The sequence below is a fragment of the Rhodococcus sp. NPDC019647 genome (genome assembly GCF_044389235.1).
GTDB lineage: Bacteria > Actinomycetota > Actinomycetes > Mycobacteriales > Mycobacteriaceae > Rhodococcus_F > Rhodococcus_F oxybenzonivorans.
Window position 1 is genome coordinate 1 of the sequence record NZ_JBIRXS010000018.1, and the last position, 13,833, is coordinate 13,833.

Annotated in this window: 13 protein-coding genes; 7 read left to right on the plus strand and 6 right to left on the minus strand. The window is 62.1% G+C overall.

All coding sequences use genetic code 11. From position 1 onward, the window contains the following. Positions 1 to 107: 107 nt before the first annotated feature. Positions 108 to 1,031 (plus strand): ABC transporter ATP-binding protein, encoded by a 924-nt coding sequence (locus ACH49N_RS25750; protein WP_397504794.1) that lies wholly within the window; start codon positions 108 to 110, stop codon positions 1,029 to 1,031. Then, the gene (locus ACH49N_RS25755) at positions 1,028 to 2,005 is read left to right on the plus strand and encodes an oligopeptide/dipeptide ABC transporter ATP-binding protein (RefSeq protein ID WP_358278462.1); all 978 of its coding nucleotides are present in this window, start codon (positions 1,028 to 1,030) and stop codon (positions 2,003 to 2,005) included. Before ACH49N_RS25750 ends, ACH49N_RS25755 begins: the two co-directional genes overlap by 4 nt. Before the next feature lie 25 nt (positions 2,006 to 2,030). Here the strand turns inward: ACH49N_RS25755 and ACH49N_RS25760 are convergent, their stop codons facing one another. From ACH49N_RS25760 to ACH49N_RS25785, 6 genes are all read right to left on the minus strand, one after another. Then, positions 2,031 to 2,906 carry an LLM class F420-dependent oxidoreductase gene (locus tag ACH49N_RS25760; RefSeq protein ID WP_358278460.1) on the minus strand — a complete coding sequence of 292 codons (876 nt, stop codon included), beginning with the start codon at positions 2,904 to 2,906 and terminating at the stop codon, positions 2,031 to 2,033. Continuing rightward, positions 2,906 to 3,388, minus strand: coding sequence for a nuclear transport factor 2 family protein (locus ACH49N_RS25765; protein ID WP_358278458.1), 483 nt, complete (start codon positions 3,386 to 3,388; stop codon positions 2,906 to 2,908). Before ACH49N_RS25765 ends, ACH49N_RS25760 begins: the two co-directional genes overlap by 1 nt. A gap of 50 nt (positions 3,389 to 3,438) precedes the next feature. Then, positions 3,439 to 5,061 (minus strand): AMP-binding protein, encoded by a 1,623-nt coding sequence (locus tag ACH49N_RS25770; RefSeq protein WP_358278456.1) that lies wholly within the window; start codon positions 5,059 to 5,061, stop codon positions 3,439 to 3,441. A 182-nt stretch (positions 5,062 to 5,243) separates the two neighbouring features. Then, positions 5,244 to 5,948: a TetR/AcrR family transcriptional regulator gene (locus tag ACH49N_RS25775; protein ID WP_201453535.1), complete on the minus strand. Its 705-nt coding sequence runs from the start codon at positions 5,946 to 5,948 to the stop codon at positions 5,244 to 5,246. A gap of 31 nt (positions 5,949 to 5,979) precedes the next feature. Next, positions 5,980 to 6,396 carry an OB-fold domain-containing protein gene (locus ACH49N_RS25780; protein WP_358278454.1) on the minus strand — a complete coding sequence of 139 codons (417 nt, stop codon included), beginning with the start codon at positions 6,394 to 6,396 and terminating at the stop codon, positions 5,980 to 5,982. Beyond that, entirely contained in the window at positions 6,393 to 7,586 is a 1,194-nt protein-coding gene (locus tag ACH49N_RS25785) for a thiolase C-terminal domain-containing protein (RefSeq protein ID WP_397504790.1), read from the minus strand. The genes ACH49N_RS25780 and ACH49N_RS25785 overlap by 4 nt, the downstream gene beginning before the upstream one ends. A 168-nt stretch (positions 7,587 to 7,754) precedes the next feature. Between ACH49N_RS25785 and ACH49N_RS25790 the strand changes: the two genes are divergently transcribed. The 5 genes from ACH49N_RS25790 to ACH49N_RS25810 all read left to right on the plus strand — a co-directional run bounded on the left by ACH49N_RS25790 (position 7,755) and on the right by ACH49N_RS25810 (position 13,831). Then, positions 7,755 to 8,519: a hypothetical protein gene (locus tag ACH49N_RS25790; RefSeq protein WP_005260868.1), complete on the plus strand. Its 765-nt coding sequence runs from the start codon at positions 7,755 to 7,757 to the stop codon at positions 8,517 to 8,519. Positions 8,520 to 8,556: 37 nt separating this feature from the next. Next, on the plus strand, positions 8,557 to 9,471 hold the full coding sequence (locus ACH49N_RS25795) for an LLM class F420-dependent oxidoreductase (RefSeq protein WP_358278450.1): 915 nt from the start codon (positions 8,557 to 8,559) through the stop codon (positions 9,469 to 9,471). Positions 9,472 to 9,558: 87 nt separating this feature from the next. After that, the gene (locus tag ACH49N_RS25800; protein WP_159920628.1) at positions 9,559 to 10,644 is read left to right on the plus strand and encodes an LLM class flavin-dependent oxidoreductase; all 1,086 of its coding nucleotides are present in this window, start codon (positions 9,559 to 9,561) and stop codon (positions 10,642 to 10,644) included. Between the two features lie 38 nt (positions 10,645 to 10,682). Beyond that, the gene (locus ACH49N_RS25805) at positions 10,683 to 12,245 is read left to right on the plus strand and encodes an AMP-binding protein (protein ID WP_358278448.1); all 1,563 of its coding nucleotides are present in this window, start codon (positions 10,683 to 10,685) and stop codon (positions 12,243 to 12,245) included. A gap of 5 nt (positions 12,246 to 12,250) precedes the next feature. After that, positions 12,251 to 13,831, plus strand: a complete 1,581-nt coding sequence (locus ACH49N_RS25810) for a class I adenylate-forming enzyme family protein (RefSeq protein WP_358278447.1) — start codon at positions 12,251 to 12,253, stop codon at positions 13,829 to 13,831. Positions 13,832 to 13,833: the final 2 nt, after the last annotated feature.

Genomic DNA, 13,833 nt, shown 5'->3' on the forward strand with positions numbered 1-13,833 from the left:
CACCGTCTGGATCAACCGCCCCGCCGACGATTCTGCCGAGGCCGAAACGTCAGCCGCTTAACACCCGATGGACTCAACTCCCTTGACAAGTTCCGGCTGTGAACGGAGTGTCTTTCGCTCTCGAGAGGGGTGCGGCTCTCGGCATCGTGGGTGAATCCGGTTCAGGAAAGTCAGTGCTCGTGCGGACCATCATGAATCTGCTTCCCCAGAATGCCTCTGTGTCACCCGAGTCGCGGGTGTTCTATGACGGTTGTGATGTCGCAACCATGACACCGGAGGAGAAGCGACACCTGTGGGGTCCACGAATCAGCATGATCTTCCAGGACCCTATGACTGCGCTCAACCCCGTTCGAAAAATCGGCGCTCAAATCGCAGACCCACAGCGTTACCACCTACACCGAACGAAGCGGCAGGCTTGGGATAATGCGGCTGACCTACTCGCCCAGGTGGGGATTTCGGATCCGCGGCGAAGACTGGATCAGTATCCGCACGAGCTTTCAGGCGGCATGCGGCAACGTGTCATGATCGCAATTGCAATTGGTTGTGAGCCGGATCTGCTCATTGCAGACGAGCCGACCACGGCATTGGACGTGACCGTTCAACGGCAGATCCTCGACTTGCTGACCGAGATCCAACATGATCGAGACATGGGAATGCTACTTATTACTCATGATCTGGGCGTGGTCGCTCAGCACACAGACCACGTTGCCGTCATGTACGCCGGCAGTTTCGTCGAATCAGCGCCAACCGGCACACTCTTCCGGAACATGAGGCATCGCTATACCTCCGCGTTGTTCCGATCCACCCCCCACGCCGGGACGGTGCCACATTCCAGGTTGCATTCGATCGCGGGACGTCCACCCGACCTGGTGAATCCGCCATCAGGCTGCCGATTCGCTCCTCGCTGCGAGCACACCGTTGACGACTGCGTAGTTCCACCGGCCTACCTCTCGGTCGGTGACTCGCATCGTCTGGCATGCCACAACCCAAACACAACACAGGTTCCCCGCGATGAAGGAATTGTGCGATGACGACTACAGAAACGTCTGCTACGCCGACTGCGGAGGTTTTACTGGAGGTCAGCGGGCTCGAAGTTGACTTCCGGTCCGGACGATCGGACGTCGTGCGCGCTGTCGCAGGGGTCAGCTTCGACGTCCGCCGTGGCGAGACCCTCGGAATCGTCGGAGAGTCCGGGTGCGGAAAGTCGACGACGGCGCGAGCGATTCTCCAACTACCGAGGCCGACCGGAGGGACTGTCCGCTTCGACGGCCGTGACCTCACCACATTGTCGGACAAGGAGATGCGATCTGTACGACGACGGCTCCAGGTGATCCTGCAGGATCCGATCGCGTCACTCAACCCGCGCCGGAAGGTGCGCGACATAGTCGCTGAGGGCCTCGCCATCTGGGGATTAGCAGACAGGGACGAGCGGGTGCACCGCGCGATGGAGGCAGTCGGGCTTGATCCGGACGCGACCGGTGACAGGCTGCCAGGGGAGTTCTCAGGCGGACAGTGCCAGCGCATCAGCATCGCGCGGGCCCTCGCACTCGAACCCGAGATGATCATTTGTGATGAACCGGTATCGGCGCTCGATGTCTCGGTCCAAGCTCAGATCGTGAACCTCCTCGAGGATCTCAAGGATCAGTATGGACTCACTCTCATCTTCGTCTCCCACGATTTGAGTGTCATACGCATTGTCAGCGACCGAGTCATGGTCATGTATCTCGGCAAGGTGTGCGAGATCGGACCGGCAGCCGAACTATTTGCCGATCCCAAACATCCTTATACAAAGATGCTCCTTGACGCTCTGCCAGTTCCCGACCCCGAGGTCAAGACCGAAGCGGCTGCACCGGTCGGAGAGATGCCGTCGGTAATCTCACCGCCATCCGGCTGCCGATTCCGCACAAGGTGCCTCCGTGCCACCACGTACTGCGCGGAAGTGGAGCCACTAGCCACCGAGATCGGTGAAAACCGATACGTGTCGTGTCACTTTCCGTTGAGCTGACAGGCGCCTGCCGACTGCTTTCCAGCTACCCAAGCAATGCCCTGAGATGCTGCAGCGTTTCCAGAGTGGCGTCCTTGGCTGCAGTCGGCAGCCAGAACACGACTCGGTCCACCCCCATGTTCCGGTACCTGTCGAGCGCGTTCGTGTGTGGGCAGGCGTTGAACAAGGTGACCGAGGGGCGAGGCCGGCCAGCTGCGTCGGCGAGCCGCCGCAACTCGCCGACCCGCCAACCAAGTTCAGCTTCAAACTCCTCAACCTCCCCCGAGAGGGGATCGCCCACCTGATCGGTCCCTTCCCGGAACGGCATCCACCCGTCACCGTAGGAGATGACTCGCTTCAGTACTGTCGGGCCGCCACCTCCGACAAGTACGGGCGGACGGGGGCGTTGTACGGGCTTCGGCCACGACCACATGGGCGCGAAGTGCACATGCTGTCCCTGGTACGACGCTTCCTTCTGCTGCCAGATCGCGCTCATGGCTTCGACCCGCTCACGAATCAAACTGAACCGAGTTGACGGTTCCGTACCGTGGTTGCGCATCTCCTCGTCATTCCAGCCGGCGCCCACACCCAGAATCACGCGCCCGGCAGACAGTTGGTCGATGGACGCGATCTGCTTCGCCAGAATGATCGGGTCACGCTGGGCTACCAGGCACACTGCGGTGCCGACCTTTAATCGGGTCGTCGCCGTAGCGGCCGCTGTCATGGCAACGACCGGATCCATCGTTGTTCGGTAATACTCCGGGACATCGTGGCCTGAGTAGCCCGCAGCGCCGTCTCCGATCGGGACGTGCGTGTGATCCGGGAAGAATACCGACTCGAACCCGAACTGCTCGGCACTTGCCGCGAAATCGGTCGGAGTGATCGAGTTCGCGGAGGGGAACATCTGGACACCTGCGTGCATCACGCGTCCTCCCATCGTTGCGGTCGAGTATCGTCGCGGATGTTCATCGGCTCGAGGAGGTGATGCGCCATGTCGCCGAACAGGTCGTTCCCCACTCGACGCTCACTGAAACGCCAGACGTCTCCCACCTTGACGAACCGATCGAGATAGTCGCCTGCAGTAATGGGATTGAGTGGCACCCCTGGCGGGTTCTGGACGACGAGCACGTAGGAGTGCGCACGAATCATGTCGGGACCGTCATCCTCGATGATCAGGTTCGTAACGATGTGATGTGTCCTAGGGGTGCTGTTCGGGTAGATCCTGACGTAGCGTGCCCATAAGTCCGCCACAGCTCGCGCGTCGCGTCGAATGGCGAGACTTCCATCGATGTAGATGTCGGCGTGTGCGAATAGTTCCCCCATTTCAGGCAGTCGCCCAGCATCGAGCAGATAGGGGTACCGGTAGATCAGGTTCTGAATCTGTCGGTAGTCATCGAATTTCACGTGATCTCCTCGTCGCGGCCATATGTCGATGCGGGGCAGGCCCTTGCAGCTCAGACCGAGGTTCTCAGCTGATCGATACGCTCCCGCAATGACGCCTTGGCGATCTTGCCGTTCGCCGTCACTGGGAGTGCTTCCAGAACGAGGACACGACGCGGGGCCTTGTAGTTCGACATGTTCGCTCGGGCCCATGCGACGATCTCTTCCTCAGTCGGATTCTCGCCTGCATGTGGAACTACAAACGCCCAGACAACCTCACCGAGAACATCATCCGGCGCGCCGATCACTGCGGCTTGAGCGAGCTTCGGGTTGTGTAGGAGGAGACTCTCGATCTCTGCGGGGTAGGCGTTGAAACCACCGACGATCAACATTTCCTTTGTCCGCCCGACGATCCGGAGATTGCCTTCACCGTCCAGTGAACCGACATCGCCGGTACTCAGCCACCCATCCGAGGTGAATGCGTCGGAGGTGAGTTGAGGGGCGTCCCAGTACCCCTGCATCACTCCGTAGCCGCGAATCTGGATCTCGCCCTGCTCGCCGGTGCGGACGGGTGCGCCGTCGCTGTCCACCAGGCGGATCTCCATCCCGGAAACTACTCGGCCGGCCGAGCCCGCAACCACGGCCGTCGGGTCGCCCGGCCGGGTCATTGTCACCACCGAGCCTTCGATCAGGCCGTACGCGTTAGTGATTCGCTCGAACCCGAGTCGGTCCTGCAGTGCGATCACGAGTTCGTCCGGAACGCTCGCAGCGCCGACGATTGCCCAGCGGAGCGACGAGGTATCCCGATGATCGAGTTCGGGATCCGAGAGAATCCGGCTGAAGAGGTTTGGCGGGCCTGCAAGAGTCGTCAGGCCGAGGTTCTCGACCATGTCGAGCGCTCGATCCGGATCGAAGACGGCGACAGGCACCATCGTCGCCAGGCGTTCGACGCACGCGATCATCCCGGCATTGATTCCGAAGCCATGCGCGAAGGGGCTGACTACCGCGAGTCGGTCACCTTTGCCGAGCCCACAAACTTCGGCCCAATCCCAGTAGGCTCGAAGTATCTGGCCACCGTTGAGCATTACGCCCTTCGGTTGGCCCGTCGTACCGGACGTCATGAGGATTTCGAAGATGTCGGTGGGTTCGACCGCCAGAGCACGCTTCTCCGCGGCCTCGAGCGCAACCGTGTCGTGCAGATCGAGGAACGCCTCCCACGAAAACGTGCCGGGAAGGTTCCTGTCACCCTGGAGCAACACGAGTGTATGCAGGTTGGCGAAATCGGCGAAGGGGGCGTCGGAGCTAGGGCCGCCCACGGCCGTAGCGAGTTGATCGACATACGAGGCACCGAGGAACTCGTCGATTGCGACGAGCACCCGGCATCCGGTTCGACGGAGAACTTCTGCGGTCTCGATCCCCTTTCCCCGCGTGCTGAGAGGAACGACCACGGCGCCGCAGTCCCAGATTCCAAAGGCGGTGACCACCCACTGCCAGCAGTTCGGTGCCCACACCGCGATTCGATCGCCTGCGACGACGCCTCGGGAGATGAGAGCTCGCGCGACCTGGGAAGCCTGAGTTCGAATATCGGAAAGGCTGAGCGTGGTGTCCCCATCGACGACGGCAACACACTGAGGGTGGGCGGTTGCACGCTGGCGGAGCATTCGGGGGAGGGTTCCCCACTCGGGGATTTCGTTCATGAGACGGTGTTCCCTTCGACTAAAACAAGCAATCGCTTGGTTAAGCATCAACCTTCTCACACCGTCAGGCTCGAGGGAAGTTCTTGCGTTGACGCAAATGCCGAAGGCCGCCACTCGACTGCAGTGACGGCCTTCGGTGCGACAGCCGGTTGGACACGCGGCTACGTTCAGGGTGTTCGTTGTCAGCCCGAGAACAAGGGCCGGTCTGGATTCGTCCAAGCGCTGCTAGGCTTCTCGAGGCCGCTCATTACCAATTTCAGGTACTGGTCGGCCAATTGATCCGCCGACAGGCGTCCGGATGGTGTAAACCATCGCACGGCGACCCATAAGGAGTCGCGCAGGAATCGGTATGTGATCGCGGTATCGAGGTCCTCTCGGAAGACCCCGGATGCCACTCCGTCGTCGAGAACCTTGGTCCAGATCCGCCTGACTTCGGCCTCGGACTCGGCGACGTACGCAAAGCGTGGAAATTGATTGAGATACCCGCGTTCGTTCTGGATCACCGTGATGGCGGCGCGGTGATCATCGAGCGAATTGAAAGCCGCCCTCACGAGGTGGCGGAGTGCGACCGCAGGTTCCGAATCCTTCTTGACGATCTCCTCGTACGTCGCCATGAGGCTGGTGAAGTAAGCGGACAAGATCTCGTCGACGATCGCCTCTTTCGACTCGAAGTGGTGGTAGAGGCTCCCCGAGAGAACCCCCGCTGCGTCACCGATTTGGCGTACGGTCGTCGAGCGAAAGCCCTGCTCAGCGAAGAGGTCGGCCGCGATGTCCAGCAAAGCCTGGCGCCGCTGGGAGCTGGCTTCTCCCTGCTCCGTCCGTCGCCGTGTTCCGCGTCGCGGAATTGTCGCGGGTGCAGGCAGGGTGGTTCGCGATTTGGGTGCCATAGGTACAGTATGCATTACTTTCACCCAAGCGCTAGTTTGCTTGGTTCGCTGGTCTCCAGCGAATCAGTGTGGATGGGTCGCCGTCCCTCGGGGCGGATGAGGTGAACTCAGCGACCACTTCGAGGCCGACTGTCAAGTCGGATCCGTGTGTGTCTCCGGTCCAGCCGCCGGGCAGGAGTAGATTTTCGCCCGCGTCGAGTCGGACGAGCACCACCACGAACGGCACGGCGGTACCAGGGGAGAAGGCCCGATGCGTGACCGTCCACGTCACCACGGTTCCTGTGCCCTCGGTCGTGAACCATTCCCAGTCGAAGGAGCCGCACACGTTGCACAGAGCTCGGGGCGCCCATCGAAGTACGCCGCACGTGCACTGTTGGACCTGCAGTTGCTGTCGCTCCAAAGCCTGCCACCAGGTGGTCGAGTCGCGATCGCCGTACGAACCGGTCATCGGACACCTCGCAGAATCAGGGCCGAGGTGACACCCGAGACATAACCGGGCTGGCCGGTGCACAGCGCGGTTCGAGCGTGTTCGACCTGGCGCGGTCCAGCCTCTCCACGCAGTTGCAGCACTGCTTCGGCGACATGATTGAGACCGTGCGCGTAGCCCTCGGACAAGTGTCCTCCGTGTGTGTTGACGGGCAGGCTCCCGCCGAAGGTCGTCTCGCCGGCGGCCACGAAAGCTGCTGCCTCGTTTCGCGGCGCGAGTTGGTAGTCCTCGAGCTGCATCAGTACCAGCGGAGTGAATGCGTCGTACAGTTCGGCGATGTCGATGTCTTCCGGGCTGATACCAGCGCGCGCGTAGAGTCGTGGCGCCATCTCGCGGGCGGCGCTGGTCGAGAAGTCCGTCCTGCTGCCGGAGTAGAGGCTGTGGCCGCCGCCGGTGGAGGCGGCGCTGACCAGGACGGGAGCTCGACGCAGGTCGTGGGCCCTGGCCGCGGATGTCACGACAACAGCCACCGCGGTGTCCGTCTCGAGGCAGCAGTCGAACAAACGCAGCGGGTCACTGACCAAGGGAGAATTCAGGTACTGGTCCATGGTCAACGGTGTCGTCATCATCGCCAGGGGATTCAGCGATGCGTGCGACCTCTGGTTGATTGCGACGCGGCCGAGGTCTTCCGAGGTTGCGCCCGACCTCGTCAGGTACGAGCGTGCCACGAGCGCGAACTGTTGCGGTGGCGCGAGAAGTCCGTACGGGACCTGGTATTGAAACTCGACCAACGTCGGCGCGGAGCGGCCGGTGCCGCCCATTCGGAACTCGGAGCGGGCGTTCAATGCTCGCCAGACCACTACGACCTCGGCCTGGCCGCTGGTGACTGCCATGGCAGCGGCACCGACGGCGGCGGCCGACATGCTGCCTCCACCGACGAGGTCGAGGAGGACGTGGGGGTCGTCGACTCCGAGGCTATGGGCTACCGCAGACGCTGGGACGGCGTCGCCCACACTGTGGGTAATCAAGCCGTCGACATCGCCGAGTTCGAGGCCGGCGTCGTCGAGCGCCGCTGTGATGGCCCGAAGTCCCAGTTCGAGCGTGCTCACGCCCGAGTTTTTGTAGAACGGCGTCCGGCCGACGCCGGCAATCGCACTCTGATCACGCACTGTGGTTGCCTCGGGTATTTGTGCGGATGCTTCCCGTTTCACTCATCGTCACGTTAGACTCCGTTTGAACTAGCGCTTGGTTTTTATGCAAGGCTAGGTTCGCAGGCGGGAGCTGTCAAAGGTTACTCGTCGGCATTGACCCCGCATGGGGTGGACTCGTACATTAATATTTGAGCAAGCAGTTGCTTGTTTTCAATGAAGGGACGAAGAGTGGCACGCGGCATCTATCTCCTCGAAGAGGTTTACTTCCACCCGATGAACTCCACGAACCCGCGGGAGTATCTTCAGTGGCTGGTCAACTACAAGAAGGAAGACGAACAGCGGACGGACTCCGATGCGGAGCTGACGCAGGGCTTGTCGGTCCGATCACGGGCGATCGACCTGGTCGGCGCGTTCTACGCGATCGGAATCACCGGACACGAACAGTTCAAGGCCGTCACATTGTGGGATTGCCACGGCGGGTGGGACGGTGGCTGGCGCCAGCAGCTGGACATCTACAACGGTGTGAAGCCGGAACTGTTCCTGTCCAGTATCGACAACCTTCGCCACAAGGCTTTCTCCCGCCCCATGGGTGCGGTGCGCGGCACGCCTGATCTGCAGGAACTGCGAGCGGAGCAGTACACGGCGCCATTTTTCCTGCACGAGATCGCTCAGGTTCGCCCCGGGGCAGCGCAGGACTATCTCGCTGCCGTGCGCGAGGAGCGGGCTCCGATTCTCGCCGACCACGGCCATCGACTCGTCGGGCTGTACGAGGTCATGCTCTCCGACACTGAGGTGGTTACCTTCTGGGGAACGGACATTGACAGTCATCTCGAGACGCAGCGCGCATACGACGCCGCAGTCGGACTCGATGCCGAAGCGACCGCAGACCCCAGGCTCGTCGAGTGGCGCAAGAGTGCACGACAGTATCTCGATGGGCCCTGGCGTGAGACGTTGCTGGCGCCGTTCCCAGGATCCGTTCTCGCCCCGAAGTAGGCCATCCCATTTCTGTGGTGAATGAAAGAAGGATCTGATGCGCTTCGTACTCGGTCTCCCGACCGATCAGGTCGACAGGCCCTCGGAGTTCCTCACCGCTGACGCCGTCGCTGACGTCGCGAGCGCTGCCGAGGAAGCGGGGTTCGATGCGGTGTCCGTCACCGACCACCCGTTCCCGCAAGACAAGTGGTTGTCACGGGGAGGTCACCAAGCCCTCGACCCGATGGTCGCACTCTCCTTTGCGGCCGCACGCACCACCCGGGTCCGGCTCCTGACGAATGTGTTCGTGCTCCCGTATCACAATCCGTTCCTTACGGCACGAGCGGTGGCGAGCCTCGATGTACTGTCCGGGGGGCGGGTCATCTTCGGAGCAGCGGTGGGATACCTCAGATCCGAGTTCGCCGCGTTGGGTTTGGCCTACGACGATCGAGGCGAGCGCACCGATCAAGCGCTGCGATTGATCAAGATGGCGTGGTCGGGGGAGTCGGTCACCGTCGAGGATCCTCCGTACTCGGTGGTCGAACACACGATGCGGCCCGCGCCTTTGCAGTCCCCGCATCCCCCGATCTGGTTCGGCGGGAACAGTAAACGCGCGATTCGTCGGGTCGTCGAGTTCGGACAAGGGTGGATGCCCATGCCGCAACCTGCCTCAGCAGCGAAGCTGACGAGAACGCCGGGACTGGAGACGATCGACGAACTGGCCGACCGCATTCAGTATCTCCGGTCCAGCGCTCTCGACGCGGGAAGGGGCCGCCCGGACGTGTGCTTTGTCCCGTTCGGGATGCGTATGACCGACAGCCCGGACCTCGACACGTTCGACCAGCTGAGCCAGGACGTCGGAACATATGCCGAGGCCGGCGTCGATTGGCTTTCAGTCCCCTTCGCGGGTACGGACCGAGACTCGTTGCTGAAGTCGATCGAAGAGTTCGGCGCACGTGTGATCGATCGATAAGTCCGTCGCGTTGTTCCTGCCCACATGAATTGTTGAGCGCCATCCTGGCGGCACTACGCCACGGCAGCGCAAGAAAGGTTGTCCACCATGAATGCTCCTGTCGAGCACCGACCGATGAAGTTTTCTGCCTTCCTGCTCTTTCACCGCGCCGATCAGAGGAACAGCATCAAGGAGGTGTACGACTACAACCTCCGCGTGGCCGACCTACTCGAAGAACTCGGGTTCGATGGAGTCTGGGTGTCCGAGCACCATTTCCGGGACTATGGAACCGTCCCCAGCATCTTCACCATGCTCGGCTACCTCGCGGCCCGAACCGAGAGGCTCCGTCTCGGCACCGGCGTGGTCGTGCTGCCCCTGCATAACCCGATCCATGTGGCCGAGCAGGCTGCCCAGCTGGACCTGCTGTCGAACGGACGACTCGATCTCGGCCTCGGCCGTGGATATCAGAGTATCGAATTCGATGGCTTCGGGATGAGTCTGGCGGAAGCCCGTGATCGCTTCGACGAGGGACTCGAAGTGATCACAGGACTGTGGACGAAGGACCCGTTCAAGCACGAAGGCCAGTTCTACCGCAGTGGCGAGGTTTCCCTCACACCCAAGCCGATTCAGAATCCGCACCCGCCGATCTACGTCGCGGCCGTAAGCCCCGAAACAGTTGAGCGGTACGCCCGGCGCGGGTTGCCGATCCTCGCGGATCCTGCGGCGCCGTTCAAGAAGATCCACAACGCAGCCGAGACGTGGCATCGGATCGCGGCGGAGTCCGGATATGACACCTCGGACACCGACCTCGTCGTGTCGCGGTCGGTGTGGCTCGCGCCGACCGTCGAACAGGCGAGGAAGGATCAAGCTGCGTTCGAGGCATCCTTCGATCGGTCGCGCATCTTCAACGAGAAGAGTGCCCCGATCGATTCGAAGACCGGTGAGGTCGCGAAGGGTTTCGAGTTCTGGGAAGGCCGCTACCTGAAGGGTGGCGAGGTCGGCAACGACTTCCGCTGGGAGCAACTCGAAGTCATCGGGGATCCCAAGCGGGTCATCGGCCAGGTCGCGATGTTGCAGGAATTCGGCTTCAACCACCTGATGTGCGATTTCGGCAGCACCCGGCACATGCCGTTTGACGAGATGGCGAAGGCGATCACGTTCTTCGCGAAGGAAGTCATTCCCGCGTTCCGCTGACACTGCCGTGCACCATCCACCCCTGTGAAAGGCGCCTCGTGTATTCAGAGCTGTCCCTCGCCGACATCGTTCGGGAAAACCGCCGTGGCCGCGGTGACATGGTGGCCATCGTCGACGGTGACGAGCGGATTACCTACGCCGAGTTCGATGAACGGACGGACCGACTGGCGAACGCCCTGACAGGCGAAGGAGTGCATCCCGGTGACCGCGTGTTGTGGATCGGAGCAAACTCTCACCGCGTCTTCGAGTTGCTCATTGCGGCAGGCAAAGTGGGTGCCATCCTGTGCCCGGCGAACTGGCGGCAAAGTGCGGACGAGCTCCGTTTCGTCATCGACGATCTCCAGCCGAAACTGATCCTCTCGGAACCGAAGATAGTTGGAAACCTCCACGACAGTCTGGGTGACGACCGTACCCCGTGGGTGCGTTGCAGCGACGACTCCGCCGACGAGTACCGGCGGTGGTCGGCGTCCTTTCCATCGACTCCGGCACCCTCATCGGAGTCGATCCACGCCGAGGATCCCGTCCTGCTTCTGTACACCGCAGCGTTCGACGGACGCCCGAACGGTGCACTCATCTCCCACCGAGCGCTGATCAGTCACTCTTTGGTCGTCGCTGTCCAACGCCAGATCACAGAGGGGTTCGTCTTCCTCGGCAGTGGTCCGCTCTTCCACATCGGCACCTGGATGTTCGCGGTGGCTACATTCGTGTGCGGTGGGACGAACGTCGTCCTCCCCCAGTTCGATCCCCGACGGGCATGCGAACTGATCGAGCGGGAGCGTTGCCAGGGAGCCATGCTGTTTCCCGCGATGATCGATCAGTTGGTTGCCGCCAACGGGGACGATCGATACGACCTGTCGAGTCTGCACTTCGGTCCGGCAGGCTCGACCTGGAATCACATGATTACCCTCGATCGGAGCCCGTGGGGCCGATCCAATGCCGGATACGGACAGACGGAAGTCGGCGGAATGCTGACCTACCACGCTCTCGGCATCGACGGGCTGGGTACTCACGGACGCTCGAGTCCACTCATGCAGGTGCGCATCGTCGATGCCGACGGACGAGATGTGTCGACCGGCGACGTCGGTGAGATCGCGACCCGCGGAATGCACCTGTTCAATGGATATTTCAACCGTCCTGATCTCAACGCCGCTCGATTCCGAGACGGCTGGTACCACACAGGTGACCTCGGAAGAAGGGAATCCGACGGCACCCTGTCATTTGTCGGCCCCAAACTCCGCATGATCAAATCCGGAGGCGAGAACATCTATCCGGCCGAGGTGGAACGCGCCCTACTCGGGCATCCCGACGTCGATTCAGCTGCAGTCATCGGCCGGCCGGACAGCACCTGGGGCCAATCAGTGGTCGCGATCGTGGTGCGGAACGCGTCGGCTTCGGTGACCGAGCAGGAGCTGATCGCGCACGTGCGCAACCAGGTCGCGTCGTACAAGAAGCCGAAGTCGGTGGTCTTCGTCGAGACGATCCCGAGGCGCGGATTCGTACCCGACTACGACCTCCTGGACGTACAGCACGGAGGTGGCGGATACCCCGGCAGTGAACCGACTCCGGAAACCACAGCAGCTACTAGCGAGATGACGAGGTGAGATCGATGAAAAGTACGCCCTACTCGAATTTCGGCTACGCGATCCTGTCCGCACAGCGCAATCGAGCACCTCATATGCCGGCATTGGCGTACTGCGGACGAGAGCGACTCACCTACGCAGAGCTGGACGGCCGGGTCAACCGAACCGCCAACGCGCTCCTCGCGGCCGGTATACGTCCCGGAGAACGTGTAGCGACACTGCTCGACTCCACACTCTCGGTCGCTGAGATCTACCTGGCGCAGACGAAAATCGGATCCGTTCTCTGTGCCCTCAACCCGTACTGGACTCTCGACACGATCGAGCAGATCGTCACCAAGATCGAGGCCACCACCTTCGTCTACGATGCGAAGTTCGACCCGGTCATCGACCAGCTGCGGCCCATGCTCCAGCACGTCCGCACCTGGATCCGAACCGGCGGCGCACCGGACAGCCACGACGCGGTCGACCTCTACCAACTGACGATGGAGGCTCCTGAAACGGAACCACCGCTCGGTGCAGGGGGAGATGATCTGCTCGCCTTGTTCTTCACCTCGGGTACGACAGGATTGCCGAAGGCCGTGCAGTACACGCACGCCTCGGGAATCGCCATCGCTCAGGGCTTGTGGGCAGATGTTCCTGTCCTGAGGCAGGCGGCACTGGGAACCGGCCCGATCATCTGGGGGGTTGGCTTCATTGCCGTCGCCGCGCCAGCCTTGGCGGCCGGAATCACACTCGTACTCGAGGACAACTTCGGACCGGAACAGTTCCTCAAAACTGTCCCGCGGGAGAGCATCACCCATATCAGCGTGACACCGAGCTTCTTCGTTGAGCTGTTGTCTACTGCGGATCACGAAGCGGTCGACCTCAGCTCCCTGCGTGTGGCCATGCTCGGCGGCGAACCGCTGTTGACGTCATTGAAGGAACGGATCTCCCGGCGTCTCCCGAACCTGGAGCTGTACGGGTACTACGGTCAGACCGAGGCGCCGTACAGCGTGATCGGTCGCCGCGACGACGGGAGCGTCCCGGACGGAGTAGTCGGGTGGGCCCGATTCGGCGGTGCCGTCAGGGTGGTCGATTCGACCGGCGCGCCCGTGATCGACACGGTGGGGGAGGTCCAGATCAGCGGACCCCACGTGTCGGCCGGCTACTACGGGCAACCCGACGCCACGAAGGAGGCGCTCAGGGACGGATGGTTCGTCGGAGGCGACATTGGTTCGCTCGACGAGCACGGTCGGCTGACAGTTCTCGGGCGGCGAACCGACGCTATCGAGCGAGGCGGCGTTCTCACTCTCCCCGCGCAGATCGAAGACGTAGCATCCCGGGCGGACGGGGTAGCTGAAGCCGGTGCTGTCGGGCTTCCTGTTCAGGATTCGGATCCGCAGATACTGCTGGTGCTGGCACCGAAGCAGGGATGTGAGCTCGACCGGGAGGAAATCGACGATCGCCTCGCCGCTGCACTAGCGCCCGCTTCGAGGCCGGACCACATCGTAGTGGTGGACAGCTTGCCGCACGCCAACGACGGCTCCGGTGGCAAGGGCAAACTTCTGCGACGAGTGCTTGTCGAACAGTTCGGGCATCTCGTTGATTCCTCGGTAGTGAAAGGCTGAAA

What these genes read in the sequence shown, in the direction of transcription:
- ACH49N_RS25755 (WP_358278462.1), top strand. Translation starts at nt 1,028, where the DNA reads ATGACGACTACAGAAACGTCTGCTACGCCGACTGCGGAGGTTTTACTG.
- ACH49N_RS25760 (WP_358278460.1), bottom strand. Translation starts at nt 2,906, where the DNA reads ATGCACGCAGGTGTCCAGATGTTCCCCTCCGCGAACTCGATCACTCCG.
- ACH49N_RS25770 (WP_358278456.1), bottom strand. Translation starts at nt 5,061, where the DNA reads ATGAACGAAATCCCCGAGTGGGGAACCCTCCCCCGAATGCTCCGCCAG.
- ACH49N_RS25775 (WP_201453535.1), bottom strand. Translation starts at nt 5,948, where the DNA reads ATGGCACCCAAATCGCGAACCACCCTGCCTGCACCCGCGACAATTCCG.
- ACH49N_RS25780 (WP_358278454.1), bottom strand. Translation starts at nt 6,396, where the DNA reads ATGACCGGTTCGTACGGCGATCGCGACTCGACCACCTGGTGGCAGGCT.
- ACH49N_RS25795 (WP_358278450.1), top strand. Translation starts at nt 8,557, where the DNA reads ATGCGCTTCGTACTCGGTCTCCCGACCGATCAGGTCGACAGGCCCTCG.
- ACH49N_RS25800 (WP_159920628.1), top strand. Translation starts at nt 9,559, where the DNA reads ATGAATGCTCCTGTCGAGCACCGACCGATGAAGTTTTCTGCCTTCCTG.
- ACH49N_RS25810 (WP_358278447.1), top strand. Translation starts at nt 12,251, where the DNA reads ATGAAAAGTACGCCCTACTCGAATTTCGGCTACGCGATCCTGTCCGCA.